Origin of the sequence: Hymenobacter convexus (genome assembly GCF_030580955.1) — a bacterium.
GTDB lineage: Bacteria > Bacteroidota > Bacteroidia > Cytophagales > Hymenobacteraceae > Hymenobacter.
On the sequence record NZ_JAUQON010000001.1, the window covers coordinates 294,548 to 321,184 of the forward strand.

Annotated in this window: 17 protein-coding genes and 1 riboswitch; of the genes, 12 read left to right on the plus strand and 5 right to left on the minus strand. The window is 64.2% G+C overall.

Going from position 1 to position 26,637, the window contains the following annotated elements; translation table 11 throughout:
• Window positions 1–44: 44 nt before the first annotated feature.
• The 3 genes from Q4S41_RS01200 to Q4S41_RS01210 all read right to left on the minus strand — a co-directional run bounded on the left by Q4S41_RS01200 (window position 45) and on the right by Q4S41_RS01210 (window position 7,133).
• A complete protein-coding gene (locus Q4S41_RS01200) occupies window positions 45–3,707 on the minus strand; it encodes a hybrid sensor histidine kinase/response regulator (RefSeq protein WP_305029305.1) in 3,663 nt (1,220 codons plus the stop codon).
• Window positions 3,708–3,834: 127 nt separating this feature from the next.
• A complete protein-coding gene (locus Q4S41_RS01205; RefSeq protein ID WP_305029306.1) occupies window positions 3,835–5,889 on the minus strand; it encodes an OmpA family protein in 2,055 nt (684 codons plus the stop codon).
• A 170-nt stretch (window positions 5,890–6,059) separates the two neighbouring features.
• On the minus strand, window positions 6,060–7,133 hold the full coding sequence (locus Q4S41_RS01210; RefSeq protein ID WP_305029307.1) for a tetratricopeptide repeat protein: 1,074 nt from the start codon (window positions 7,131–7,133) through the stop codon (window positions 6,060–6,062).
• A 191-nt stretch (window positions 7,134–7,324) separates the two neighbouring features.
• A riboswitch (TPP riboswitch) is annotated at window positions 7,325–7,423 on the plus strand.
• Window positions 7,424–7,503: 80 nt separating this feature from the next.
• On the opposite strand from Q4S41_RS01210, the gene thiS reads away from it, so the two are divergent.
• From thiS to moeB, 7 genes are all read left to right on the plus strand, one after another.
• Window positions 7,504–7,707, plus strand: coding sequence for a sulfur carrier protein ThiS (gene thiS, locus Q4S41_RS01215; RefSeq protein ID WP_305029308.1), 204 nt, complete (start codon window positions 7,504–7,506; stop codon window positions 7,705–7,707).
• 159 nt (window positions 7,708–7,866) lie between these two features.
• On the plus strand, window positions 7,867–9,744 hold the full coding sequence (gene thiC, locus Q4S41_RS01220; RefSeq protein ID WP_305029309.1) for a phosphomethylpyrimidine synthase ThiC: 1,878 nt from the start codon (window positions 7,867–7,869) through the stop codon (window positions 9,742–9,744).
• 165 nt (window positions 9,745–9,909) lie between these two features.
• A complete protein-coding gene (gene thiD, locus Q4S41_RS01225; protein ID WP_305029310.1) occupies window positions 9,910–10,671 on the plus strand; it encodes a bifunctional hydroxymethylpyrimidine kinase/phosphomethylpyrimidine kinase in 762 nt (253 codons plus the stop codon).
• A gap of 6 nt (window positions 10,672–10,677) precedes the next feature.
• Window positions 10,678–11,301, plus strand: a complete 624-nt coding sequence (locus tag Q4S41_RS01230) for a thiamine phosphate synthase (RefSeq protein WP_305029311.1) — start codon at window positions 10,678–10,680, stop codon at window positions 11,299–11,301.
• A 5-nt stretch (window positions 11,302–11,306) separates the two neighbouring features.
• A complete protein-coding gene (locus Q4S41_RS01235; RefSeq protein ID WP_305029312.1) occupies window positions 11,307–12,089 on the plus strand; it encodes a thiazole synthase in 783 nt (260 codons plus the stop codon).
• A 155-nt stretch (window positions 12,090–12,244) separates the two neighbouring features.
• Window positions 12,245–13,366 (plus strand): 2-iminoacetate synthase ThiH, encoded by a 1,122-nt coding sequence (gene thiH / locus Q4S41_RS01240; protein ID WP_305029313.1) that lies wholly within the window; start codon window positions 12,245–12,247, stop codon window positions 13,364–13,366.
• A gap of 136 nt (window positions 13,367–13,502) precedes the next feature.
• A complete protein-coding gene (gene moeB / locus Q4S41_RS01245) occupies window positions 13,503–14,618 on the plus strand; it encodes a molybdopterin-synthase adenylyltransferase MoeB (protein ID WP_305029314.1) in 1,116 nt (371 codons plus the stop codon).
• Here moeB and Q4S41_RS01250 read toward each other — a convergent pair.
• Window positions 14,612–15,223: a thiamine phosphate synthase gene (locus Q4S41_RS01250; protein ID WP_305029315.1), complete on the minus strand. Its 612-nt coding sequence runs from the start codon at window positions 15,221–15,223 to the stop codon at window positions 14,612–14,614. The two genes, moeB and Q4S41_RS01250, sit on opposite strands and share 7 nt — an antisense overlap.
• Window positions 15,224–15,240: 17 nt before the next feature.
• Window positions 15,241–15,849, minus strand: coding sequence for an HD domain-containing protein (locus tag Q4S41_RS01255; protein ID WP_305029316.1), 609 nt, complete (start codon window positions 15,847–15,849; stop codon window positions 15,241–15,243).
• Window positions 15,850–16,099: 250 nt separating this feature from the next.
• On the opposite strand from Q4S41_RS01255, the gene Q4S41_RS01260 reads away from it, so the two are divergent.
• The 5 genes from Q4S41_RS01260 (at window position 16,100) to Q4S41_RS01280 (ending at window position 26,607) form a co-directional block, all read left to right on the plus strand.
• A complete protein-coding gene (locus Q4S41_RS01260; protein WP_305029317.1) occupies window positions 16,100–18,313 on the plus strand; it encodes an ATP-binding protein in 2,214 nt (737 codons plus the stop codon).
• A 116-nt stretch (window positions 18,314–18,429) separates the two neighbouring features.
• Complete coding sequence (locus tag Q4S41_RS01265) at window positions 18,430–19,812, plus strand: ATP-binding protein (protein WP_305029318.1); 1,383 nt, start codon at window positions 18,430–18,432, stop codon at window positions 19,810–19,812.
• A 69-nt stretch (window positions 19,813–19,881) separates the two neighbouring features.
• Window positions 19,882–22,035 carry a sensor histidine kinase gene (locus Q4S41_RS01270; RefSeq protein ID WP_305029319.1) on the plus strand — a complete coding sequence of 718 codons (2,154 nt, stop codon included), beginning with the start codon at window positions 19,882–19,884 and terminating at the stop codon, window positions 22,033–22,035.
• 2 nt (window positions 22,036–22,037) lie between these two features.
• Complete coding sequence (locus Q4S41_RS01275) at window positions 22,038–24,359, plus strand: tetratricopeptide repeat-containing sensor histidine kinase (RefSeq protein WP_305029320.1); 2,322 nt, start codon at window positions 22,038–22,040, stop codon at window positions 24,357–24,359.
• Window positions 24,360–24,618: 259 nt separating this feature from the next.
• The gene (locus tag Q4S41_RS01280; protein ID WP_305029321.1) at window positions 24,619–26,607 is read left to right on the plus strand and encodes an ATP-binding protein; all 1,989 of its coding nucleotides are present in this window, start codon (window positions 24,619–24,621) and stop codon (window positions 26,605–26,607) included.
• Window positions 26,608–26,637 lie beyond the last annotated feature (30 nt).

Sequence of the window (26,637 nt, forward strand, 5' to 3'; positions counted from 1 at the left end):
AGGTGGGCGTAAGGAAAAACGAAAGTAACCGGTGCCGTCGATTTCTAAGCCGGCGCCCGGGCTTCGAGCTGCGGATAGAGCTCGGCCAACTGCTGGCGGATGGACTCGACCAACGGCTCGCAGTAGGGGTGGGCCGGGTGCTTGGCGGCGCGTTCCAGCTCGTCGAGCTGGGTGTGCAGCACCGGCACGCCGAAGTAGGCCACCTGGCCTTTCAGTTTGTGGGCGGTGCCGGCCAGCGCGGCCGGGTTATCGACGCAGTTGGCGGCCAAAAGGGCTTCCAGGGCCGGCGCTTCGGCTAGGAACGTGCCCACAATCTGGCGCAGGAAGCCTTCGTTGCCACCCGCCAATTCTTCGAGCAAGTGCCAGTCGGGTTTGATGGTAACGTTGGCCGGGGGGGCCACCGGCGCGGCGGTTGATGACCCTGCCTCGCTGACTGGAGCCAACGAGCGACCCGTGAAATGCGCTAGGCGGGCATACAGCACGGCCGGCTCGAAAGGCTTGGCCAGCGTGTCGTTCATGCCGGCGGCCAGGGCCAGCACCCGGTCTTCGGGCAGCACCGAGGCGGTGAGGCCGATGATGGGAAACTGGCCGGCGTCGGGGAATAGGGCGCGCAGGCGGCGGGCGGCCTCGTAGCCGTCCATTTCGGGCATTTGCACGTCCATCAGCACGGCGTCGAAGGGCTGGGGCGCGGCGCTGGCGGCTTCCACGGCCAGGCGGCCGTTTTCGGCGATGACGACCTGCACGTTCCAGGCTTCGAGGGTTTTGCGGGCCACGAGTTGGTTGAGGGCGTTGTCTTCGGCCACCAGCACGCGCAGGGCGGGCTCGAAGGGCGCGAGCAGGCCGGCGTGGGCTTCGGGCTGAGCGGCGCTGGCGTCGGCCACTTCGTAGGGCAGCTCAAAGAAAAACTCCGAGCCCTGGCCTTCTTCGCTGCGCACGCCGAGCTGGCCGCCGTGCAGCTGCACGAGGTTGCGGGCAATGCTCAGGCCCAGGCCCGTGCCGCCAAACTCGCGCGTAGTGGAAGTATTGGCCTGCGAAAAATCTTCGAAAATGGCCCCCAGCTTATCCTGCGGAATGCCAATGCCGGTATCGCGCACGGCGAAGCGGATTGTTGAATTGGCGGATGGGTGGATGGATGAATGGGTAGAAGCTGAAGCCGCTCCGGTTGCTGCGGAATCGGTCGGTTCCACGGCTTCCACCGTGACCGTGACGCCGCCCTGGCGGGTAAACTTGATGGCGTTGCCGACCAGATTGACCAGAATCTGGTTCAGGCGCACCGGGTCACCGAGTACGGCGGCGGGCACGTTGTCGGCTACTTTTATTTGCAGCGCGAGGCCTTTGCTTTCGGTGGCAAACTTGAACATGGCCCCGAGGCGGCGCACGGCTTCGGGCAGGCGGAAGGGCACCTGCTCCAGCGACAGCTTGCCGGCTTCCATCTTGGAGCTGTCGAGGATGTCGTTGATGATGACCAGCAGGTTTTGCGACGACGACTCGATGGCTGTGAGATACTCGGCCTGCTCCGCTGTGGGCCGGGTGGCTTGCAGCAGGTTGGTGAGGCCGATGACGGCGTTCATCGGCGTGCGGATTTCATGGCTCATATTGGCCAAAAACTGCGCCTTGGCCCGGCGCGAAGCCTCGGCCGCGTCGCGGGCCACCACCAAATCGGCATTAATATCCTCAATCTGCGCCTTTTGCTGACGCAGCTCGGCGGTGCGCTGGCGCACGGTGCGCTCCAGCACAAATTGCGTGCGACGCAGTGTGCGCTCCCGGAACCGAACCAGGCCAAAAACCACGCCCCCAAGGCTCAGCAACGCGAAAGTGGCAAACCACCACGTGCGCCAAAACGGGGTGGCAATGCCGAAGCCAGAGGCCACGATTTTGCTCCACGGGCCGGCGCTGCCGCGGCGCACCCGCACCTGCAGCTCATAGCGGCCGGCGTCGAGGCCCGGAAATTGGGCTTCGCCGGCGCGGCTGGGGCGGCTCCACTCGTCGGACAGGCCGCGCAGGCGGAACTGGTATTGCAGCGGCTCGCCAGCCGTGAGGCTGATGCCTTCGAAAGCAAAAGCCACCCGGTGCCGCGCGGCCGAAAGCTGCCCTAGCGCCTGCACGGGCCGCGCTTCGCCGTCCACTTCGGCGCCGATGAGGGCCAGGCCGGGCGGCTGGGCCGTGAGCTGCCGCAGGCCGGCCGTGAGGTCGAGGCGGAGCAGGCCGGCGCGGGTGTTGAGCCAGGCCACCGTGCGGCTGCCGGCGTGGTGGGCCAGCGCGGCCGGGCCCAGGCAGTCGCGCACCAGCAGGTTGTCGGGCGCGGCGAGGGGCGAAAACCGCTGGGTGCGGGCGTGGAGCACCGTTAGCCCCTCGCGGTGCACCAGCAGCAGGCGCGGCTCTTTGCCGGGCAGCGGCAGCAGGCCGTAGATGTAATCAGAGGGTAACTGGCTGGCTGTGAACTGTTCCCATTTCTGATTAGGCAGACGGCAAAACAGGCCCTGGCCTTCGGTGCCCACCCAGAGGCGGCCGTCGGCATCTTCGGCAAAGCTGCTCACATCGATGCCTTTTTTGGTGAGGCGAGCGTAGTCGAAGTCGTTGGTGCGGGGCTCGAAGAAGGCCAACCCGGTGTCGTGGGTGCCAATCCAGACGCGGCCGGTGCGGTCGGCCAGCAGGGCCGTGATGGTGTTGTGCAGCAGGCCCTCGGCGGTGGTGAAGTGGCGCAGGGGCTTGGTCGAATCGGCGGGAAGTAGGTAGAGGCCATCGGCGGCGGTGCCCATCCACAGGCCGGTGCCGGGCGCGTAAGCGAGGGCAGTTACTTCGAAATCATCATTGCCGGACAAGCTCGGCACTGCTACCCCCGGCTGCCCGGGCGTGGCTACCACATAAAGCCCCGTGGAAGTGCCGAGCCAGAAACCGCCACCCAGCCGGGCCGGGCGCGGCAGCAGGGCTTTCACCGGGTCGCCGGGCAGGGGCGGGGCCAGGCCATTGCCGGCGGTGAGAGGCGCCTCGTTGCCGGGTCGCAGCCGAAAGAAGCGGTTGCCGCCGAAGGTGCCCCAGGCTTCGGTGTGGCGCTTGGTGGGGACTGTAGCCAGGGCTGGAACTTGCCCCGCAGGGCCGACGGAGTGCGCTTCCAGCCGCAAATGCCGGTCGGAATGCCGCAACAGGCCCTGGCCCGCGGTGCCCAGCCAGGTGTTGCCTTCGCGGTCGTGCAGCAGGCAGATGGGCACGGTACCTTCCTGCAACACAATATGATACTGGTGCAGGTAGCGGCCAATGGCGGCGGTATCGACGGGCGGCGGGCCGTCGGCGTGCAGGTGCAGGGCGGCGGGCACGGCGACGAGTCTGGCTGGCTCGAAGCGGCCGGCAGCCTCCTTTTTTACCGAAATGCCGCCTTCAGAATGGCCCACCCACAGCCGGCCGGTGGCGGGCTCTTCGCGCAATGACACCACAAAATCCTCGGCCAGCCCGTCTTTTTTGGTGAAGGTGACGAAGCGCGTGCCGTCGTAGCGCACCAGGCCCTCGCCAGTGCCCAGCCAGAGGTAGCCCTGCTGGTCCTGCAGCAAAGCGTAGATGAAGGAGGGTTGCAGGCCCTCGGCTGGCCCGAACTGCTGCAGGAAAACCCGCTGCGCCTGCGCCGTCCGCGTGAGCAGCAACAGCCCGCCCAGCAGGGCCAGCAATAGCAGCCCCAGCCGGCGGCGGTAGAAAAAGCGGAGTAAAAGTTTCAAGCCGAAAAAGCTGCCCGTTGGTTTAGCTGCGCAAGGTAAAGGCGGCCGCCGCCCTGCCCGCCAACTTTCCGATTATTAACGTCCTTCGCCCGGCCAATGTCGCCTTTTGCCCGGCCGCGTCGGTTGGCTACTTCGCCGTCACTTTGAACTCGGTGCGGCGGTTGAGCTGGCGGTTGCCTTTGCTGGTGTTGGGCACTTCGGGGCGGGTTTCGCCGTAGCCCATGGCCGTGAGGCGGGCTGCCGCGATGCCGTGCTGCGTGAGGTAACTCACCACGGCCTGGGCGCGGCGCTGGCTCAGGTCCTGGTTCATGGCGGCCTCGCCCACGTCGTCGGTGTGGCCGGCCATTTCCAGCTTCAGGGCCGGCGTTTCGGTGAGGAGCTTTTGCAGGCGCTCCAGCTCGGCGGTGCTTTCGGGGCGCAGCGTGGCCTTGCCGGTGTCGAAGAAAATGTTGCGCAACACGATGGTGGTGCCCACTTCCAGCTTTTTCAGCGGGATGTCTTTGATGACTTCGGCATAAGCGGCGCCGGCCGGCAGGTCGAAGTTTTCGGAGTGAAACAGGTAGCCGTCCTGCCGCACCACAATACCGTAGTTGGTGCCCGAGGGCAGGCTGACGAGGTATTTGCCGGAGGTAGCGTTGCTGCGGAAGGTGGCAATGGTTTGGCCGCTGGTGTTGTCGATGAGGTCGATGGCCGCGTCGAGCGGCTGCTGGCTGGCGGCGTCGGTTACGGTGCCTTTCAGGATGGTAACCTGGGCGGTGGCCACGGCCACGGCGGGCGCCAGCACGGTTTGCTTCACCGGGTTGAGGCGCGAGGCAAGCAGCTGGTCTTCCTGGCTGAGCACGGGCGGCTTTTCGGGGCCGAGAAAGGTGATGCGGTAGATGTCCTTGGCGCCCAGGCCGCCGGGCCGGTCGCTGCTGTAGTAGCCGTGCCGCCCCGAGGCCGAAGTCACAAAAAACACGTCATCGTCGGGCGTGTTGATGGGCCAGCCCAGGTTTTCGGGCTCGCTCCACTTGCCGTTCTCAAACACCGACTTGAAGATGTCGTAGCCACCCATCGAGTTGTGGCCTTCGGAGGAGAAATACAGCGTCTTGCCATCGGGCGCCATAAAAACGCCTTCCTCTCCGGCGCCCGTATTGATGGTCGGACCCAAGTTCACGGGCTGGTTGCGGCCTTCCATATCGACTTTATATATATCCGAGCCCCCCAGGCTGCCCTCCACCCGGTCGCTCACGAAATACAGCCAGCGCCCGTCGGGTGAGTAGCTGGCCGAGGTTTCGTGGCTCTTGGTGTTGATGCGCGAGCCGAGCTGTTTGGGCTTGGTCCAGGTGGTGCCGGTGAGGTTGGCTTCGAGCAGGTCGCCGCCGTTGGTGCCCACGTACACGAGCATGCGCTGGCCGTCGGGGGCCAGGCCCACGGTGGCGTTGTGGTCGTCGGTGTTCACGGGCGCGCCCAGGTTGGTGGCACGGCTCCACTTCTTGCCCTGCCAGTTGGCCTGGTAAATGTCTTCGAAATAGCCATTGCCCTCGGGGTCCTTCTTGCCGCCCGTCGAGCCAGCCCGGCGTGAAGTGATGAGAATGGTCGATTCATCGGCCGATACCACCGGGCCGTAGTCCGAATCCGGGGAGTTCAGCTCCGGACCGGCATTATCAATAAACACGCGGGTGGGGTGCGCCGCCAGCTGCTGGCCGTTGCGGCACTGCTGCATGTAGCGCTGCAAGTCGGTGGCCGTGATGGTTTCGGCGTCGCCGTTGCGGGTGTTGCCGCCCACCGGCTGGGCCTGCTGGTACTCGGCCAGGGCCTCGCGCCACTTGCCGCTCAGGTGCAGGGCGCGGGCCAGCAGGTAGTGCGTGCGCGCATCGGCGGTGGCGTCGAGCCTGGCCGCCTTTTGCAGGTAGGGGAGGGCGGCGGTTTTGGTGGGCGAGTGTAGGTAGCAGTCGCCGATTTTCACGTTCAGGGCCGCGTTGTTGGGGTTGAATTCCTGGGCTGCCAGGAAGTGCGGCAGCGCGGCGGCGTAGCGTGGCGGGTCGGCGCGGTACTCGGTGTCGCCGTCTTTCAGCTCGCGGTTGGCTTCGCGCAGGCCGTCTTTATTGTCGCCAAAGTTGTCTTTGGTGAAGGCGATGCTTTGGGCCGCGGCGGGCAGAGTGGCGGCGAGGGAGAGTAGTAAGAATAGGCGGAAAAGCATCGGATATGGATTTTGTTCTGTTAAGCGCGGGCGGGCGCCTCACCCCCTGACCCCCTGACCCCCTTTCCCAAGGGAGAGGGGGCACCGGTTTGGTTTCCTTTCGGAATCGTTTTGCTCCCCTCTCCCTTGGGAGAGGGGCTGGGGGTGAGGCGCCACGTCAGGCGAATCGATTACTCCGCCGCCTCGCCCGCGCAGCCGGCCGCGGCGGCATATTGGTCGCCCACCGTCAGCCCCAATTCTGCGGCTTTGCGCCAGTCCTGGCAGGCTTCGTCGGCCTGGCGGAGCATTTCGCGGGCGTGGCCGCGGTTGAGGTAGGCCTCGGCGTAGTCGGGTTTCAGCTTGAGGGCCTGGCTGGCGTCGGAGGCCGCATCGGCGTATTTTTCCTGCTTGAGCAGGGCGGCGGCGCGGTTGTTCCAGGCGTAGGCGTACTTCGGGTCGAGCTGCAGGGCCTGGCTGAAGTCGGCGATGGCGCCGGCGTAGTCCTTGTTTTCGAAGCGGGCGCTGCCGCGGTTGGTGTAGGCCAGGGCGTTGTCGGTCTTCTTCGCCAGGTAGGCGTCGTAGTCCTTCAGGGCCTGGGGAAGCTGGCCGGTCCGGCGCTCGGCGGCGGCGCGGTTGAGCAGGGCGGGCAGCAGGTCGGGCTGCAGGGCCAGGGCCTGGGTGTAGTCCTGCGCGGCGGCCGCGAAGTTGCCGAGCTTCTGCTGGGCGCTGGCGCGGTCGTGGTAGGCGTAGGCTAGCTTGGGGTCGGCCTTGAGGGCGCCGTCGAAATCGTCGCGGGCGGCCTGGTAGTCGCCTTTTTCGAAGCGCAGCACGCCGCGGTTGTACCAGGCGGGGGCGTAGTCGGGCTTGGCTTTCAGGGCTTCCGAATAATCGGTTTCGGCCTCGGTAATGTGGTTCTGGGCCTCCTGGGCGCGGGCGCGGCCGAAGTAGCCGGCGTAGTTGCCGGGCTCCAGCTTCAGGGCCTGGTCGTAGTCGGCTTGGGCCTGCGGGTAGTCTTTCAGCTCGAAGCGCGTGGCGGCGCGATTGGTGTAGGCGGCCGCAAAATCGGGCTTGGCGGCAATGGCCTGGTCGAAGCTTTGCAGCGCAGCCGGGTAGCGCTGAGCCTGGAAGCTGGCCAGGCCGGCGTTGTAGGCTTTTTCGGCCAGCTGCGGGCCGGGCAGGGTGCTGGCGCGCACGGTATCGACTTGCGCCCGCGCCGCAATGGGCGCCGCCATCAACACGAGGAAAAGTAGAGTATTTTGCATCATAGCCAGATAATAATTCGAATAGAAAGCGTAGGTAGCGAAGATATTGGATTTTTTACTTCCAGCCGCATCTGCTGAAAGAAACTTTACGCGGGCGGCTTTTTATAATGCAGCGGATTGCGCGTGGCCAGGACTGGTAAATTTTAGTCACCCTCAACCAGCCGATTATTTGCCGACTGTGTGTAGATTTGGCCCATAAACTTTAGGGGTGCTGCGCTTCGGCGCGGCTGAGATAATACCCTTGGAACCTGATTCCGGCTAATACCGGCGAAGGGAAAAGTAATGGTCCGTTCGCGGCTGCCCATGGGGTAGTCCGTTGCCGGCACCCGCTATTGTTTATGGATTGATTTCACTGCCAACTCACCCGGTTGCCATGGTCTGCTACGTAAACAATTCGCCCCAGGAAACTTCCGACAATCAGACGCTTATCCAACTGCTCGCCGGCCTCGCGCTGGCCGAGCAGCGCGGCCTCGCCGTGGCCGTGAACGACGAGGTAGTACCCCGCGCCGCCTGGTCCGTCCACGAACTGCGGGCGCACGACCGGGTCACGATTATCCGCGCCACACAGGGTGGGTAAGTCGCTACGTCTGTCATGCTGAGCGCAGCGAAGGACCTTATCACAGCAGAATAATTTGCAACAATCAGTGCAATCGTGATAAGGTCCTTCGCTGCGCTCAGCATGACAGACGTTTGAATCACAGTCAGCTAAGATTTCACCGCTACACCTTATCAATAGATGAAAAAGAAAGACCAGGCCCCGCAGCAGACGCTGGTGGAACGCCAGCCGCTCACCGGCTCCCGCAAGATTTACGTGCCCGGCAAGCTGCACCCCGAAATCCGGGTGGCCATGCGCGAAATCGCGCTGGCCGACACCGAGCGCAAGTTCGATTTCGGCTTCCCGTCGGAGCAAAACGCGCCCGTGACGGTGTACGACACCAGCGGCCCCTACACCGACCCCAACGTTGAAATCGACCTGAAAAAAGGTCTGCCCCGCCTGCGCCAGTCGTGGATTCTGGGCCGCGGCGACGTGGAGCAACTCACCGGCACCACCTCCGAATACGGTCAGCAGCGCGCCGCCGACGCCGGCCTCGACCACCTGCGTTTCGAGCACATCGCGGCCCCGCTGCGCGCCAAGCCGGGCTACAATGTGAGCCAGATGCACTACGCCAAAAAGGGCATTATCACGCCCGAAATGGAGTACATCGCCATTCGCGAAAACCAGCGCTTCGACGAGCTGCCCGCCGACGACCCGCTGCGCACGCAGCACCGCGGCCACAGCTTCGGCGCCAACACGCCGGAGGGCCACATCACGGCCGAATTTGTGCGCCAGGAAGTGGCCGCCGGCCGCGCCGTGATTCCCAGCAACATCAACCACCCGGAGAGCGAGCCCATGATTATCGGGCGCAACTTTCTGGTAAAAATCAACACCAACATCGGCAACTCGGCCGTGACTTCCTCCATTGAGGAAGAGGTAGATAAGGCCGTGTGGAGCTGCCGCTGGGGCGGCGATACCCTCATGGATTTGAGCACCGGCAAGAACATCCACGAAACCCGCGAGTGGATTATCCGCAACTGCCCCGTGCCGGTGGGCACGGTGCCCATTTACCAGGCCCTGGAAAAGGTGAACGGCAAGGCCGAGGACCTGACCTGGGAGCTGTTCCGCGACACGCTCATTGAGCAGGCCGAGCAGGGCGTCGACTACTTCACCATCCACGCCGGCGTGCTGCTGCGCTACGTGCCCATGACCGCCAAGCGCGTGACCGGCATCGTGTCGCGCGGCGGCTCCATTATGGCCAAATGGTGCCTGGCGCACCACAAGGAAAGCTTCCTCTACACGCACTTCGAGGAAATCTGCGAAATCATGAAGGCCTACGACGTGGCCTTCTCGCTGGGCGATGGCCTGCGCCCCGGCTCCATCGCCGACGCCAACGACGAAGCCCAGTTTGCCGAGCTGGAAACCCTGGGCGAGCTCACCAAAATTGCCTGGAAGCACGACGTGCAGGTGATGATTGAGGGCCCCGGCCACGTGCCCATGCACCTCATTAAGGAAAACATGGACAAGCAGCTGAAGGAGTGCCACGAGGCACCCTTCTACACGCTGGGGCCACTTACCACGGACATTGCGCCCGGCTACGACCACATTACCTCGGCCATTGGCGCGGCCATGATTGGCTGGTTTGGCACGGCCATGCTCTGCTACGTGACGCCCAAGGAACACCTCGGCCTGCCCAACAAGCAGGACGTGAAAGATGGCGTCATCGCCTACAAAATTGCGGCCCACGCCGCCGATTTGGCCAAGGGCCACCCGGGAGCGCAGTACCGCGACAACGCCCTGAGCAAGGCCCGCTTCGAGTTCCGCTGGGAAGACCAGTTCAACCTCAGCCTCGACCCCGACACCGCCCGCGAATACCACGACGAAACCCTGCCCGCCGAGGGCGCCAAAGTGGCCCACTTCTGCTCGATGTGCGGCCCGCATTTCTGCTCCATGAAAATTACCCAGGAAGTGCGCGACTACGCCGCGGCCCAGGACCTCACGGCCAGTGAAGTGCTGGCCAAAGGGCTGGTGGAAAAGTCGCGGGAATTTGTGGAAAAAGGCAGCGAGATTTATTTCTAGGCCTTTTTAGAACAAGAACGTCGCATGTTTAAGAATGTCATGCAGAGCGCAGCGAAGCATCTTGCCCGCAGCAAGTGATTCAATCGACAGAATTAGTGGTGGCGGGCAAGATGCCTCGCTATGTTCTGCATGACGTTCTTTATTAGCTGCATTTCGACATAACCCATGGCCCAACCCTTCCGCCCTTACGCCCTTAGCATTGCCGGTTTCGACCCCAGCGCCGGAGCCGGCTTGCTAGCCGATGTGAAAACGTTTGAGAGCCACGGCGTGTATGGGCTGGGCGTGTGCACGGCTCTCACCTTGCAAAATGACGTGTCGTTTGAGCGGGTGAACTGGGTGCCGGCGGTCGAAATCCGGGAGCAGATTCGCGTGCTGTTCGCGCGTTTCAAAGTCGATTTCATCAAAATTGGTTTGGTTGAAAGCTTACCGCAGCTGCTGGAGCTGGTGGGCTGGCTGAAGGGGCAAAACCCGAAGCTGCAACTTGTGTGGGACCCGGTGCTGAAGGCCTCGGCCGGCTACGAGTTCCACCGCCAGACCGACCGCCAGCTAATGCAGGCCCTGTGCGCCGAAATGGCCCTCGTGACGCCCAACAAGCCCGAAATGCTGCGCATGTGGCCCGGCGAAGAATCGGCGGAAATGGCGGCGCAGGCCGTGAGCGCCTTTTGCCCGGTGTTGCTGAAAGGTGGCCACGATACAGGAGAACTATCGACCGACGTGCTCTACGCCCGCGGCAAGTGGGACTCGTTTGCGGTGACGCGGCTGCCGCATGGCGAGAAGCACGGCAGCGGCTGCGTGCTCTCGGCGGCGGTGCTGGCCAATCTAGCCAAAGGCGAAACGCTGGTCGAGGCCTGCGAGGCCGCTAAGGACTACACCACGGAGTTTTTGGCCAGCAACGACACGCTGCTGGGCTACCACTCGAAAAGCTAATCCATCATGAAAATCAGCACGCTCCACTACATCACCACCAACGTCGAGGCAGCCGAGCTGGCCTGCCAGGGCGGGGTGCGCTGGGTGCAGCTCCGGGTGAAAAACCAGCCGCCGGCCATCTGGAAGCAGCTGGCGCTCGATACGCAGGCCGTGTGCCGCCGCTTCGGTGCCACGCTCATCATCAACGACAACCCCGCGCTAACCCAGGAAATCGGGGCCGACGGCGTGCATCTTGGCCAGGAAGACCTGCCGCCCGACGAAGCCCGCCAGATGCTGGGCTCGAAATTCATCATCGGCGGCACAGCCAACACCTTTGCCGACGTGCAGCGCCTGGCCGCGGCCGGCGTCAACTACGTGGGCCTGGGGCCCTTTCGCTTTACCAGCACCAAGGAGAAGTTGAGCCCGATTCTGGGCCTGGCGGGCTACGCCGAAATTATGCGACAGTGCCGGGCGACTGGCATCACCGTTCCCGTTATCGGCATCGGCGGCATTGCTTTAGAAGATGTGGCTGCACTGCTGGCCACGGGGCTGCATGGCGTGGCGGTATCCGGGGCCATTGGCGGAGTAGAAAATCCAGCGCAAGCAGCAAGTCTGTTTGTCAACGAGTTATCGGCTGTAAATCGTATTTAATTATTATGTTAAATAAAAATCTGGTCATTGCTGACCGCACGTTTAGCTCTCGCCTGTTTACCGGCACGGGCAAATTTAGCTCGTCGGTGCTGATGGAGGAAGCGCTTTTGGCGTCGGGCTCCGAATTGGTGACGGTGGCGCTGAAAAGGGTGGACGTGGCCGACGCGGAGGACGACATTTTGCGCCACCTATCGCACCCGCAGTTCAACCTGTTGCCCAATACCTCTGGGGTTCGCACGGCCAGGGAGGCCGTTTTTGCCGCCCAGCTGGCCCGCGAGGCGCTGGAAACCAACTGGCTCAAGCTCGAAATCCACCCCGACCCGAAGTACCTGTTGCCCGACCCCATCGAAACCCTGAAAGCGGCCGAGGAACTGGTGAAGCTGGGCTTCGTGGTGCTGCCCTACATCCACGCCGACCCGGTGCTGTGCAAGCGCTTGGAAGAAGTGGGCGTGGCCGCCGTGATGCCGCTGGGCTCGCCCATTGGCTCGAATAAAGGCCTGCTGACGCGCGAATTCCTCGAAATCATCATCGGCCAAAGCAAGGTGCCAGTGGTGGTGGATGCCGGCATCGGGGCGCCCTCGCACGCGGCGGCGGCCCTGGAAATGGGCGCCGATGCCGTGCTTGTGAATACGGCCATTGCGGTGGCCGGCAACCCGGTGGCCATGGCCAAAGCCTTCAAAATGGCCGTGGAAGCCGGCCGCTTGGCCTACGAGGCGCGGCTGGCCGCGCCGGTAGCGCACGCCGAAGCGGTGGCCAGCTCGCCGCTCACGGCGTTTTTGGATATGTAGAATTATAAATGGTGAAAGCTAAGAACGTCATGCTGAGCGGAGTCGAAGCATCTCTACCGCAGTGGTAAATAAATCGATTGGATTGCGTTGCGCGGTAGAGATGCTTCGGCTGCGCTCAGCATGACGTTCCGGGTTTCCCCAAATAAATAAGAACCATGAGCTTCCGCCCCATTTTCGAAGCCCAGTCCTGGGACGATGTAAAGGCCAGCATCTACGCCAAGACGGCGGCCGATGTGGAGCGCGCCTTGGCCGCGCCGCACCGCACGCTGGAGGATTTCAAGGCGTTGATTTCGCCCGCCGCCGCGCCGTACCTGGAGCAGATGGCGCAGCTTAGCCATCAGCTCACCCGCAAGCGGTTTGGCAGCACGGTGCAACTGTATGCGCCGCTGTACCTGAGCAACGAGTGCCAGAATATCTGCACTTATTGCGGTTTCAGCCTCGATAACAAGATTGCGCGGCGCACGCTGAGCAGCGTGGAAATGCTGCAGGAGGCGGCCGTGCTCAAGGATTGGGGCTACGACCATGTGCTGCTGGTGACGGGCGAGGCCAACGTGACGGTGGGTGTGGATTACCTGAAAAAGGCCCTGCGCACGCTGCGGCCGCACTTCGCCCACCTCTCCATGGAAGTACAGCCGCTTGACCAAGCCGACTATGAGCGCCTGATACCGGAAGGGCTGAATACGGTGCTGGTGTACCAGGAAACCTACCACCGCGACGACTACAAAAAGCACCACCCCAAGGGCAAGAAATCAAACTTCAACTACCGCCTCGACACGCCCGACCGGCTGGGCCGGGCCGGCATCCACAAGATGGGCCTGGGCGTGCTCATCGGGCTGGAAGACTGGCGGACGGACTGCTTCTACACCGCGCTGCACCTCGACTACCTCGAAAAAACCTACTGGCAGACCAAATACAGCCTTTCCTTCCCGCGCTTGCGGCCGGCGAAGGGCCTGCTGCAGCCCAAAGTGGAGATGAGCGACCGGGAGCTGGTGCAACTCATCTGCGCCTACCGGCTGCTGAATGAGGAGGTGGAGCTGTCGATTTCGACCCGCGAAAACCCGGTTTTTCGCGACCATGTGGTGAAGCTGGGCATCACCAGCATCAGCGCGGGCTCGAAGACCAACCCGGGCGGCTACGCGGTGGCGCCGGAGTCGCTGGAGCAGTTCGAGATTTCGGATGAGCGCAGCCCCGCTGAAATTGCCGCCATGCTGCGCCGCCAGGGCTACGAACCGGTATGGAAAGACTGGGATGCGACGCTAGTGGGGCTGGCGCGTTAGGTGATTACAAGCCCGTCATGCAGAGCGCAGCGAAGCATCTTGCGTGTGGTAGTAAATCAAAATAATAGAACTATGGGTTAGTGATGGCACGCGAGATGCTTCGCTGCGCTCTGCATGACGTTCAAAATTCATCCTGATGATTCCTGCCGACAATACCGCTGACTTACCGCTTTCCCCCGCCGAAAACAACCGCTACAGCCGCCACCTGCTGCTGCCCGAAATCGGCCTGGCTGGCCAGCTGCGCATGAAGGCGGCGCGCGTACTGGTGGTGGGTTGCGGCGGCCTGGGCTGTCCGGTGCTGCAATACCTGACCGCCGCCGGCGTAGGCACGCTCGGTTTGCTCGATTTCGACACCGTGGACGACAGCAACCTGCAGCGCCAGGTGCTCTACGCCACCGCCGATGTGGGCCGGCCCAAAGCCGTAGTGGCCGCCGAAAAGCTGGCCGCCCAAAACCCATTCATCACGCTGCAAACGCATCAGATACTGCTATCGCGCGACAACGTGCTGGACCTGTTTGCGGAATATGACATGGTGGTGGATTGCTCCGACAACTTCGCCACGCGCTACCTCGTGAACGACGCTTGCGTTATCCTTGGCAAGCCGCTGGTGTTTGGGGCCATTTTCAAGTTCGAAGGACAGGTATCGGTTTTTAATTATCAGAACGGCCCGACTTACCGCTGCCTCTACCCGGAGCCGCCCGCGCCGGGCGACGCGCCAAGCTGCGCCGAAATTGGCGTGTTGGGCGTGTTGCCGGGCCTGGTGGGCACCATGCAGGCCACCGAGGCGCTGAAAATTATTCTGGAATTGGGCGAGGTGCTGAACGGTCGCCTGCTATTGGTCGATGCGCTGGGCATGCGCTTCCAAAGCATCAGGTTTCGCGCCGTGGCGGCAAATCAGCAACTCACCGAACTGGCGCCCGACTACGCGGCTTTTTGCGGCGAGGCACCCATGGTGGCCGCGCCCCAGCGCGCGCCCGAAATCACAGCTGAGGAGCTGAAAGCCTGGCAGCAAAGCGGCCGGCCCCTGCAGTTGCTCGATGTGCGCGAGCCGGACGAGGTGGCCCGGCGCAGCATCGGCGGGCAGCCGATTCCGCTGAAGCAACTGGGCGAGCGGCTGGGCGAGCTGGCCGCCGATGTGCCGGTGGTAGTGCATTGTGCCGGTGGCACGCGCAGCCAGCGGGCCGCGCAGCAGTTGTTTGCGGAGGGTTTTCGGGAAGTGTACTCGCTCAAAAACGGCCTGGCCGATTATTGACCAGATAGTGCTTGCAGCGCACGGAAGGCGGCCACCGGGTCGGGGCTTTGCCACACGGCGCCCAGCACGGCGGCGCCCGCAAAGCCAGCCTGCCGCACGGCGGCCAGCCGGTGCGCCTCGACGCCGCCCAGCGCCAGCACCTGTGGCACGTGGCCGGCGCGCTGCCGCAGACGTTGAAGTGCCTCAGCCACTGTGGATAACTCGAAGCCGGAGGCGTAGTCACGCTTGCTCAGGCTATCGAAAACCGGGCTCAGGAACACGTAGTCGTACTTTCGGCGGTGCTGGCGAATTTCGGCCAGCGTGTGGAAAGAGGTGGATAACTTTTGGCCTGCAGCTAGTTCTGGCCGGCTGGTCAGGGCGTTGCGGGCGCTAGTGGTGAGGTGCAGGCCACCGAGTTTCATGTCCGAAACCAGGGCCGGATGCCCGTGCAACACCAGCCGGGCGTGATAGCGGGCCGGAATCTGCGCAACTAAATCAGCCATTTCCGGCGGGCTGAAAGCGGGCTTGCGCAAGTGGAGGCGGGGGAGGCCGGCGGCCAGTATTTCGCTCATCAGCGCCGCTTCATGCGCTACCGCCTCGGGCGACGAAATCACGATAAGCTGCATGGCGGTGGGAAGCAGAGTCAGGAGGCTTGGCCGGGCGCGGGCCAGTTGGCCAGCAAGGCCAGAATGTGGTCGAGCCGGGCCTGCTTGGGGGCCGCGCGCCGGGCAATGGTGGTGGGCGTCCAGAAGTGGTGGCCGGCCAGGAACCGGGCCTGCAGCTGGAACCAGGCGTGCTCGTTGGCGATGAGCTGGCGGGCCGTGAGCTCCTCAAACAGGCTGGTGGAAATGGGCACGAAATCGGGCCGGCCGAGGTAGTCGAGGTCGGCGTCGCAGAGGATTTCTTCGAGGTGGTTTTGCGGCTCCTGCGGGTATTTGGTGGCCGTTATCAGGGCGCAAATCTGGGCGATTTGCGCATCGGAATAGCCAAAATCCGGCAGTGTGGCGCGGGCTAGGGCGCCGCCTTCGTCCTCGTGGCCCTGGTAGGTGTGCAGGAAGCCGGCGTCGTGGTAGAGGGCGGCCGTGCGCAGCAGGGCCAGCGCTTCGGAATCGGTGATGCCTTCGGCAGCGGCCAGATCCATGGCCACGGCGGTCACGTCGAGGGTGTGGTGCAGGCCGTGGTAATGGAGCGTGGGGGAGAGGCCGCGCCGCAGCTCGTTCACAATAAACTCTTCGGCGGCCTGGAGATTCATGCGGCAAGGGCTGGGGGCGGTGGGGCCCGGCAGGCGGGCAAAGCAAGCAGGTAAAGTTGAAAACAGAAAATCAAGCGCTTATCGGGGCCGGCCCGGCCATACATTTATGGCCCGGGTTATAGATGGTGCGAAGGAAATATTTCATCTTTACGGCATGGAAATGGCGGCGTGTGTTCAAGCCTGGCAAAACGGCGGATTGTGCGGTACGGTCAACGCGTTAACGTTCGTTCTTAACGCATAGATTCTACCCATGAGATGGATTGTTATGGTGCTGGCGCTGTGGGCGCTGAGCGGACCGTTGCAGGCCCGGCAGCGCTACTGGGACGCGGATTACGATTCGCTGGCCCGCACGCTGCCGCGCCAAACCTCCGACTCGGCCCGGCTGCGCACCATCGTTCACCTGCTCGACCTGCGCCCCACGAATGCGGCGGCCCGGCCCCTGCTCGACCAGCTGCTGGCTCTCAACCAACGCCTGCCCACCCTCGACGACGCCCCCTATCGCCGCCTGCGGGCCGGCCTGGGCCTGTGGCAGCATAATTCGGCGGCGGCCCTCGACACCATGAAGGCAGCTATCCAGGAGTTTGACCGGGTGGGCCGCCCCATTCCCTGGCTGCTCATGAACCTGGTGACGCTGTATAACCAGCAGAACGACATGGTGGCCCGGAAGAAATACTACGAGGAAAAACTGACCTACTACCGGCTGCACAACGCCATCGAAAACATCACGGCCTGCTACATTTCGCAGGGCGCCTACTACCGGCGCATGGGCGACTACAACCGGGCCATCAACAGCACCCTGCGCGCGGCCGATACCGCGCTGCTTTTCAGCAACAAGCTGCACATCAACGAGGTGATTGTGACCGGCGGGCTATACGCCGACTGGGGCAACAACGCCAAGGCCGTGCAGTACCTGCGCAAGGCCCAGGCCATGCCCGAGTTTCGGCGGGTGCAGGGCACCAACCGGGTGTTCACGTTTTTGGCGCTTTCGAAGCTGTTTGTGCAGCAAAAGCGCTACCCGGATGCGCTGCGCTCGGCCGATTCGGCCCTGGCGGCTCACGTGGCCGACCCCAGCGAGCAGCAGGTGGACCGCGCCTGTGCCCTGGTGCAGAAAGCGGCCGTGCTCCTGCAAATGCGCGCCACCGACCAGGCCGCGCCGTTGCTGCGGCGCGCCCAGCAGCTCGATGATTCGCTGGACCTGCCCATGTCCAGCGGGCCCGGCGAGTTTGAGCTGGATGCAACGTTGGCGCAGTACTGTGCAGCCAAGGGCGATAATCGGGAAGCCGAGCGCCACTGGCTGCTGGCCTACCAGAAGGCCACGGCGGCGCGGCTCGACCGCCTGCGTCCCAAGTACCTGCAGCAGCTGGCCGCCTTCTACGACGCCCGGGGCCAGCTGGTGGAGGCCCAGCGCTACTCGCGCGCCTACATTGCCCTGGCCGATACCTTTCGCCGGGCTCAGGCTGCCTTCAACGTGGCCCAGTACGAGGGCGAGCGCATCGAGCAGGCCCAGAGCAGCCAGATAAACAACCTGCGCCAGGCCCAGGCCGTGCAGGCCGTGCGCCTGCGCCTCGGCAACCGCCTGCTGCTGGGGGCGCTGCTGGCCGTGCTGCTGGTATCGGGGCTGGGCGTGTTCATCTACCGGCAGCTGCGCGTGAACCGCCGCAACCTGGCCCAACTGCGCCAAACGCAGTCGCAGCTGGTGCAGGCCGAGAAAATGGCGTTTCTGGGCGAGCTCACGGCCGGCATTGCCCACGAGCTGCAAAACCCGCTGAACTTCATGAAGAACTTCGCCGAAGTCAGCTCCGACCTCGTGGAAGGCATGCACGGCGAAGGCGCCGCCCGCTCGGCCGATTTGGAGCAGGAAATCCTGAGCGGCCTGAAGCAGAACCTGCAGCAAATCAGCCAGCACGGGCAGCGGGCCTCGTCCATCATCAAGGGCATGCTGGAGCACTCGCGCAGCGGTACCGGCCAGCGCCTGCCCAGCGACCTCAACGCCCTGGCCGAGGAGAACCTGATGCTGGCCTACCAGGGCCTGCGCGCCGAAGACAAAACCTTCGAGGCCCTGCTGAATAAGGAATTTGACCCCAAAATGGGCTCCGTGGCCGTGGTGACGCAGGACATGGGCCGGGTATTGCTCAACTTGTGCACCAACGCCCTGCACGCCGTGCGCCAGCGCCAGCACGAAGCCCACGCCGACGTGCCCTACGTGCCCACCGTGGTGGTGAGCACGCGGCGGCCGGCCGGCCGCCGCGTCGAAATCCGGGTGAAGGACAACGGCACGGGCATGTCGGCGGCCGTGCAGGCCAAAATATTCGAGCCTTTCTTCACCACCAAGCCCGCCGGCCAGGGCACGGGCCTGGGCCTCTCGCTGAGCTACGACATCGTGACGAAGGGCCACGGCGGCACCCTCACCGTGGAAAGCCGCGAGGGCGAAGGCACCGAATTCCTGATTGTGCTGCCCGTATAAGGCGATTCCGCCAGCCGCTGCGCCCGGGGCCGCATAGCGGTTTGGCTATTGCTGAGTAACATTGCCACACACATTGCCGGGCCCGGCCCCGGCGGGCAGCTGCTACCCACTCACTCATGGCTCACTACTCGGGTTTAGGCGATATTTTTTTCACGGCTCCGGTGGCCTTCGGAATCGTGGGCGCCCTGCGCAAGTTCCTGGACCTGCCCCGGCGCCTGCCGCGCTGGAACCCCCTGCTGACCTGGATTTGGGTGCCGGTGGTGGTGCTGTACCTCGGCGCCCAGGCGTTTGATTTCTGGAGCCCGAAGCTTGGCGACGCGTACTGGCTGCTGGTGCTGGGCATGGTGCTGGCCGTGCTGCTGGCCGTGCGCGACTACCGCCCGGCCCGCTCGCTGGTGTTGGCCATCGGGCCGCTGGTGGTGTACAAGCTGGTAGAATTCGTGCTGGAAACGCCGCAGGGCAAGATTCCCAAGCAGTACGACGCCGCCCTCGACACCACGCAGGGCTTCGTCATCATCTGGCTGGTCACGTTCATCTTTATTGCCCGCAGCCAGAAAAAGCAACTGGAAAAGGAGCGGGTGCTGCGCGAGGAAGAAGAGAAAGCCAAGCGCCTCATCGAGGCCCAGAATGCGCAGCTGGAGCACCTGGTGGCCGAGCGTACCGCCGCCCTCACCAACCAAGCCGAGGAGCTGCGCACCGCCCTCACCGAGCTGCGCACCACGCAGGCCCAGCTTATTCAGAGCGAGAAGATGGCCAGCCTGGGCGAACTCACGGCCGGCATTGCCCACGAGATTCAGAACCCCTTGAACTTCGTCAACAACTTCGCCGAAGTGAGCGCCGAGCTGGTGACCGAGCTGGAAGAGGAGCGCGAAAAAACCGACCGCGACCTGGAGCTGGAAGCCGACCTGCTGGCCGACCTCAAGCAGAACCTGCAGAAGATTCACCAGCACGGCGGGCGCGCCGCCAGCATCGTGCGCGGCATGCTGGAGCACTCGCGGGCCAGCTCCGGCGAGCGGGTGCCCACCGACCTCAACCAGTTGGCCGACGAGTACCTGCGCCTGGCCTACCACGGCCTGCGTGCCAAGGACAAGACTTTCAACGCCACCCTCAAGCCCGATTTCGACCCCACGCTGCCGCCCGTCGAGGTCATTGCCCAGGACCTGGGCCGGGTGCTGCTCAACCTGCTCACCAACGCCTTTTACGCCGTGAAGCAGCGCCAGCAGCGCAACGAGCCCGGCTACGTGCCCACCGTGAGCGTGCGCACCAAGCGCGTGGGCGAGGAAGTGGAAATCCGAGTGGCCGACAATGGCACGGGCATGCCCGAAAGCGTGAAGGCCAAAATCTTCCAGCCCTTCTTCACCACCAAGCCCACGGGCGAGGGCACAGGGCTGGGGTTGTCGTTGAGCTACGACATTGTGACCCAGGGCCACGGCGGCACGCTGGCCGTGGAAAGCCGGGAGGGCGAAGGCACGGAATTTATCATTAGCTTGCCGGCTTAAAAGTCAATTTTAACCGGGATTAATTCCAACCGCGAACGGTGAACGGCGGCATGGTGCCGGCGTTTGCCTATGCGTCTATTTCTACTGCTCGCGGCCTTGGGGCTGCTTTTCGGGGCTACCAGTGCCGCGCCCGCGCCGGCCGACACGACGATGCTGCGCATCAACCGCCTGCCCGGTAAAGGTAGGTTGTTGTTAAAAAAGGGCTGGCGCTACCACGCCGGCGACGACCCGGCCTGGGCCCGGCCCGACTTCGACGACAGCGTCTGGGATACGCTCAGCCCCACCCGGCCCCGGCGCGAGTTGCCGGTCCGCCTGAGCACCGGCATCAGCTGGCTGCGGCTCCGCTTCCGGCTGGGCGACAGCTTGCGCCGGCACGACCTGTTGGTGAATGCCGAGGGCCGGAGCGCCGTTGAGGTGTACCTCAATGGCCGGCTGGTACAGCGCCAAGGCGTTATCGACGCCGACCCGGCCACGGTGGTGCCCCGCAGCCGTCTTTCCCAGCCCGGACAGGTGTCGGCGGGCGGCCCAGCCGAGCAGGTGCTGGCCGTGCGCTACGCCCCCTGGCAGCCACCCCTCCTGATAGGAACTGACCGAGTCCCGCAGCTGGTACCATCCTTGTTTAGCCCTAAGGCGTTTTGGCAGGCGCAGGCCCGGGAAAGGGATAACGCCCAGGTATTCCTGGTCCTGCTGGGGTTTTCGGCTATGCTGGCCCTGCTGCACTACGCCTTTTATCGCTACAACCCCAAGCAACGGGCCAACCGCTACTTTGCCCGTTTTGCCCTTGCCGCGGCGTTGGCTTCATTCGGGGCATGTTGTATGTACACCCTGAATTTGAACTCGCTAAAGGAATTTCTGCTAGTAGCTGGGGCAAGCAACTTGCTGGCTTCCATGACTGGCTTGTGGGCGGTGCGGGCTTTGTACGCCTTGTTTAGCGTGCGGCCCGGCCGCATTTACGCGGGCTTGTGGGTGTGGTATGGGGTGGGAGTGCTGGCGTGGATGCTGGCTCCTTTTCACCCGGTGACCATGTACATCGGGGCCGGCATGGGCGTCCTGTTCACCGCCGAGGAGCTACGCCTAACCGTGCGGGCCGTGCGGCAGCGCCGGCGTGGGGTCTGGATTATCGCCGTCGGCTTTGCAGCCGGGCTACTGGCCTCGCTGGGGTATGTTGGCACGGAACTGCTCTCGGCGTCGGTGCTGGTAACCAACCTGTGCATCGTGGCGGCCTTCGCGCTGCCGGCGCTGGGCATCTCCCTGTTTCTGGCGCGCGAGTTCGCCCTCGATGCCGGGCTGCTGCAAGTGCAACTGGCCGAAGTAGAGCGCCTCTCGGCCCAGACCCTGGCTCAGGAGCAGGAGAAACAAGCGCTGCTAGCCGCCCAAAACGAAACCCTCGAAACGCAGGTAGCTCAGCGCACGGGCGAGCTGCAACGCTCCCTCACCGACCTGCGGGCCACGCAGGCCCAGCTGATTCAGAAGGAGAAGATGGCCAGCCTGGGGGAGCTCACGGCCGGCATCGCCCACGAGATTCAGAACCCCTTGAACTTCGTCAACAACTTCTCGGAAGTGAGCACCGAGCTGATGGTAGAATTGCAGGAAGCTCAAGCCGCCGGCGACGCGGAAGAAGTGACGGCGCTGGCCGAGGACGTGGCCCAAAACCTGGGCAAGATTATAGAGCACGGCAAGCGGGCGGCGGCTATCGTGAAGGGCATGCTCGAACATTCGCGCACGAGCACCGGCGAGCGGGCGCCGACCAATCTCAACGCTCTGTGTGAGGAATACCTGCGCCTGGCCTACCAGGGGCTGCGCGCCAAAGACAAATCCTTCAACTGTGCGCTCGAAACGGACTTCGCGCCGGGACTGCCTTTGGTGGATGTAGCCGGAGCCGATGTGGGCCGGGTGCTGCTCAACCTGTTCGGCAACGCCTTCTACGCCGTGCAGAAGCGCCAGCAAACCGGCGAAGCGGGATACAAGCCCACGGTTTCGGTAAACACAAAACGGTTGAATGGGCAGGTGGAAATCCGGGTGGCGGACAACGGCACGGGCATGCCGGCCGAGGTGCAGGCTAAAATCTTCCAACCCTTCTTCACCACCAAGCCCACGGGCGAGGGCACGGGCCTGGGCCTGTCGCTAAGCCACGACATCGTCGTGCAGGGCCACGGTGGCACGCTGGCCGTGGATAGCCGCGTGGGCCAGGGCACCACATTCACGATTTCCTTACCCGCGTAAGCATGCATTCCACTCTCGTTTCCGGGCTTGGCAGCGCCCGCTGGCTGCTATCGATTCTTCTGCTGCTGATGGCGCACACGCCCAGCCCGGCCCAGCCCCGGCCGGCCGCCGCACCGCCCACCCCGCCGCAACTGTGGCAGGCGCTGCGCGAGCACCCGCAGCCCGACACCGCCCGCGTGCGCCTCCTGCTCCGGTTGGAGGAAGTGACGTATAGCCTGCTGCCGCCCGACCGGCTGGATTCGTTGGTTCAGCAGGCGCTGCTGCTCTCCCGGCAGCTCAACTTCCCCGACGGGCAGGCCAGGGCGATGCTGCGGCGCGTCGGCGTCGGCTTTCGCCGGGGCACCCCGCCCGACCTGGCACTGCTCCGGCAGGCCCTGCCGCTGGCCGCGCGCAGCGCCGACAAGCGCATATCGGTGTATGTGCTCTCGGCCCTGGCCAATTATTCCCCCGGTAAGGAGGGGCTGCCCTACCTGCTGCGGGCCCGGGCCGCGGCCCGGGCCACAGGGAAGCCCGCGCTGCTGGCGCAGGAATACTTGAGCGAGCACCGCTACTTCAACCTGGTGCTACACGACAACTACCAGGCCCTGCAGGCCGCCTCGAGGGTGCTGCCGGTAGCCCGCCGTGCCGGCCTCTTGCTGGAGGAAGTGCGGGCCCTGGAGTCCATCGGCGACGTGTACATCTACCTGGACGACTACGAGCAGGCCCGCGCCTCCTACCGGCAGGAGCTGTCCCGCGCCCGCGCCCTGTCCGACACCACGCAGCGCACCCGTTGGGTATCCACGGCCCTGACCGGCTTGGCCGACTGCGACCGGTTCTCGGGGCGCTACGCCCTGGCGCTGGCGGGCTATGAGCGGGCGCTGCGCCTGGCCCGGGGCACCAGTGTGGAGCTGCTGGTTAAAGTGCGGGTGGCCGATACTTACGAGCGTCAACACAGCCCCCTGGCCTTGCCCTACGCCCGGCAGGTGCTGCGCGAAGTCAACCAAACTCGAAACATCTACCGGGCCTGGGTTTGCACCACACTGGGGCAATATTTTCTGCGCACCAACCGGCCCGACAGCGCCGTGTACTACGGCCGGCAAGCCGTCCAGGAGAAAGCCATGCAGGAAAAGGAGACGCTGCGCGACGCCGTGCTGCTGCTGGCCCAGGCCTACGCCCAGCTCCGGCAGTACGGCCCCGCCTACGCCTACCAGCGCCGCTACGCCGGCCTGCGCGACTCGCTCAACAGCGAGGCCACCACCCGCCAGGCCACGGCCGCCCGCTTCGCCGACGACATGGCCCGGCAAAAGAGCCGAATCGGCCTGCTCACCCGCAACCAGCAGCTGCAAGCCGACGCCGCCCGGCGCCAGCGCCTGCTACTGTTTGCTGCGCTGGCCGTGCTGGCGCTGCTGGCTGGTCTGGGCTTCGTGCTCTGGCGCGCCAACCGCCGCCAGCAGCGGGCCAACGAGCAGCTCAGCCAGCTCAACGCGGCCGTGACGGCCCAGCGCGGTGAGCTGCAAACCCAGCGCGACCAACTCGACGCTTCCCTGACGGAACTACAGGCCACGCAGGCCCAGCTCATCCAGAAGGAGAAGATGGCCTCACTTGGCGAGCTCACGGCCGGCATCGCTCACGAGATTCAGAACCCCTTGAACTTCGTCAACAACTTCGCCGAAGTGAGCACCGAACTGCTGGCAGAATTGGAAGAGGAGCAGGCCAAGCTCATTCGCGACGCCGATTTGGAAGCCGAGCTGGTGGGCGACCTGCGGCAGAACTTGGGCAAAATCAGCCACCACGGCCGGCGGGCGGCGGCCATCGTACGCGGCATGTTGGAACACAGCCGCACGAGCACCGGCGAGCGCGCCCCCGCCGACGTGAACCGCTTGTGCGAGGAGTACTTGCGCCTAGCCTACCAAGGCCTGCGCGCCAACGACAAGAGTTTCAACGCCGCGCTGGAAACGGACTTCGCCCTGGATTTGCCCCGGGTTCCGGTGGTAGGGGCCGACGTGGGCCGGGTGCTGCTCAACTTGTTCGGCAACGCCTTCTACGCCGTGCAGAAGCGCCAGCAAACCGGCGAAACCGGCTACGCGCCCACCGTTCGCGTGAGCACCAAGCACACCGGCCACCAGGTCGAAATCTGCGTGGCAGATAACGGCACCGGCATGCCGGCCGAGGTGCAGGCCAAGATTTTCCAGCCCTTTTTCACCACCAAACCCACGGGCGAGGGCACGGGCCTGGGCTTGTCGCTGAGCTACGACATCATCACCCAGGGCCACGGCGGCCGGCTCACGGTTGAGTCTCCGGCGGGGAATTTCACCGAGTTTCTGATTAGCTTGCCATTTAATTAAGCCGGTCTTTTTTGGGGTAACTTATCAGCTTGCTTGTCGGTTGAGGTTTGGGCTGGTCAAATCCGCAATGCATTCTTAGCCAGCGGGCAATTTGGCCGTTTTTAATCGGAAAAGGTGGCCCTCCGTCTGCCTCCTGCAAAGGAGAGCGGGCAATGCGGCGCAAGCCCGGTGGTGCTTCTCAGATTTGGAATGTGCTCACTCTTTGTCAGCGTTCAAACGTCGTTTCTTGCACAAAATCTTTACGCTCTTTTCTGCAGCATTGACTAAGCTTGGCTGGCTGCGCCTGCTACTGGCGTGCTGCCTGCTGGTGGGGCCGGCCCGGGTCTGGGCGCGCGCATTGCCCGTGCAGGCGCCGCAACACGCCCAAAGCCGCGCCGTGGACAGCCTGCGCCACCTGCTCTCGCTGCCCCAAACCAACTACGACCAGGTGCTGCTGCTCTGCCAGCTCAGCGACCAGCTCTGGACGCAGCGCACCGACTCGGCCGCCGTGTACGCCTACAAGGCCCTGAACCTGGCCCGCCGCATCGGCTACCGCCACGGCGAGGGCGAGGCCCTGAACCGCCTGGGCGCTGCCCTGCGCGAGAGCAACCTGGCCCGCGCGCTGGAGGTGTTTCAGAAGTCGCTGCGCATTGCCGAAGCCACCCACGACCGCGCCCTGGCCGCCCAGAACCTGCGCAGCATCGGCATCATCTACGTGTACCTGCGCGACCAGCGCCAAGGGCTGGCCTACTATTTCCGGGCCCTGCGCCTGGGCGAAGAGTTGCGCGACGACCGCCGGGTGGTCATCGAGCTCAGCAACATCGGGCTGGCCTACGACCTGTTCAACCAGCTCGATTCGGCCCGCATTTTCCAAGAGCGCGCCTACACCCTGGCCCGGCGTCTGCACACGCCCACTAATTACATTCTCTACGGCCTCGGCAACGTGGCCCGCAAACAGGGCCGCACGGCCCAGGCCAAAGCGTTCTACCGGGCCAGCATTGCCGAGTCGAAGCAGGTGCAGCACCTGCGCAGCCTCAACTTTTCCTACGTGGGCCTGGCCACGCTCTACCAGCAGCAGGGCCAATCCGATTCCAGCATTTACTACGCCCGCCTGGGCTGCCAGGCCGCCCAAACCAACGGCTTTTTGCGCGGCGTGCTCAACGCCAGCACCCTGCTCACCCAGGATTTCAAAGACCGCCACAACGCCGACAGCGCCCTCAAGTACCAGAGCCTGAAGATTATCATGCAGGACACGCTGTTCGGACAGGAAAAAGTGATGCGCCTGCAAAGCCTCAACTACCGCGAGCAGCAGCGCACCCAAGAAGCCGCCGCGGCCCAGGCCGCCCTCAAGGCCCGCTACCGCACCTATGCCCTGGTGGCCGGCGTGGTGGTGCTGCTGGCGCTGGCACTGCTGCTGGGCCGCCACGCCCGCCAGCAGGAGCGCGCCCGCGAAGCCCTCGAACAGTCGCTGGCCGAGCTCAAAACCGCGCAGGACCAGTTGGTGCAGCGCGAGAAAATGGCGTTTCTGGGCGAGCTCACGGCCGGCATTGCCCACGAGCTCCAAAATCCGCTGAATTTCGTGAAGAATTTTGCCGAAGTGAGCACCGACCTCGTGGACGAAATCACCGGCGAGCAGCCCGGCGCGGCGCGCAACTCCGGCCTAGAACAGGAAATATTAGCCGGCCTGAAGCTGAACCTTCAGAAAATCAGCCAGCACGGGCAGCGGGCCACGTCCATCATCAAGGGCATGCTGGAGCACTCGCGCAGCGGCACCAGCCAGCGCGTGCCCACCGACCTCAACGCCCTGGTGGACGAAAGCCTGCGCCTGGCCTACCAGGGCCTGCGCACCAAAGACAAGGAATTCAGCGCCGAACTCGATACCCGGTTCGATGTTGCGGTGCCTCAGGTGCCGGCCGTGGCGCAGGATCTGGGCCGGGTGCTCATCAACTTGTTCACTAACGCTTTCCATGCCGTGCAGCAGCGCCAGCGGCAAGGTGCCGAACCCGCCTACCAGCCCCGGGTGAGCGTGACTACCCAGACCGTGCCGGGCGGCGTCGAAATCCGGGTGCGGGACAACGGCGTGGGTATTCCGGACGATATCAAGGCGAAAATTTTCCAGCCCTTCTTCACCACCAAGCCCGTGGGCGAGGGCACGGGCCTGGGCCTCTCGCTGAGCCACGACATTGTGACCACCGGCCACGGCGGTACCCTGACGGTGGAAAGCACGGAAGGCGAAGGCACCGAATTTGTGGTGACGCTGCCGGCTTAAGTAGCCCGGGCTTTACCTTTGGCTTCCTCA

Bases quoted from the DNA above. Each gene is read 5' to 3' on its own strand.
- Q4S41_RS01205 (WP_305029306.1), bottom strand. From the start codon at position 5,889: ATGCTTTTCCGCCTATTCTTACTACTCTCCCTCGCCGCCACTCTGCCC.
- Q4S41_RS01210 (WP_305029307.1), bottom strand. From the start codon at position 7,133: ATGATGCAAAATACTCTACTTTTCCTCGTGTTGATGGCGGCGCCCATT.
- thiS (WP_305029308.1), top strand. From the start codon at position 7,504: ATGGTCTGCTACGTAAACAATTCGCCCCAGGAAACTTCCGACAATCAG.
- thiC (WP_305029309.1), top strand. From the start codon at position 7,867: ATGAAAAAGAAAGACCAGGCCCCGCAGCAGACGCTGGTGGAACGCCAG.
- thiD (WP_305029310.1), top strand. From the start codon at position 9,910: ATGGCCCAACCCTTCCGCCCTTACGCCCTTAGCATTGCCGGTTTCGAC.
- Q4S41_RS01230 (WP_305029311.1), top strand. From the start codon at position 10,678: ATGAAAATCAGCACGCTCCACTACATCACCACCAACGTCGAGGCAGCC.
- Q4S41_RS01235 (WP_305029312.1), top strand. From the start codon at position 11,307: ATGTTAAATAAAAATCTGGTCATTGCTGACCGCACGTTTAGCTCTCGC.
- thiH (WP_305029313.1), top strand. From the start codon at position 12,245: ATGAGCTTCCGCCCCATTTTCGAAGCCCAGTCCTGGGACGATGTAAAG.
- moeB (WP_305029314.1), top strand. From the start codon at position 13,503: ATGATTCCTGCCGACAATACCGCTGACTTACCGCTTTCCCCCGCCGAA.
- Q4S41_RS01250 (WP_305029315.1), bottom strand. From the start codon at position 15,223: ATGCAGCTTATCGTGATTTCGTCGCCCGAGGCGGTAGCGCATGAAGCG.
- Q4S41_RS01255 (WP_305029316.1), bottom strand. From the start codon at position 15,849: ATGAATCTCCAGGCCGCCGAAGAGTTTATTGTGAACGAGCTGCGGCGC.
- Q4S41_RS01260 (WP_305029317.1), top strand. From the start codon at position 16,100: ATGAGATGGATTGTTATGGTGCTGGCGCTGTGGGCGCTGAGCGGACCG.
- Q4S41_RS01265 (WP_305029318.1), top strand. From the start codon at position 18,430: ATGGCTCACTACTCGGGTTTAGGCGATATTTTTTTCACGGCTCCGGTG.
- Q4S41_RS01270 (WP_305029319.1), top strand. From the start codon at position 19,882: ATGCGTCTATTTCTACTGCTCGCGGCCTTGGGGCTGCTTTTCGGGGCT.
- Q4S41_RS01275 (WP_305029320.1), top strand. From the start codon at position 22,038: ATGCATTCCACTCTCGTTTCCGGGCTTGGCAGCGCCCGCTGGCTGCTA.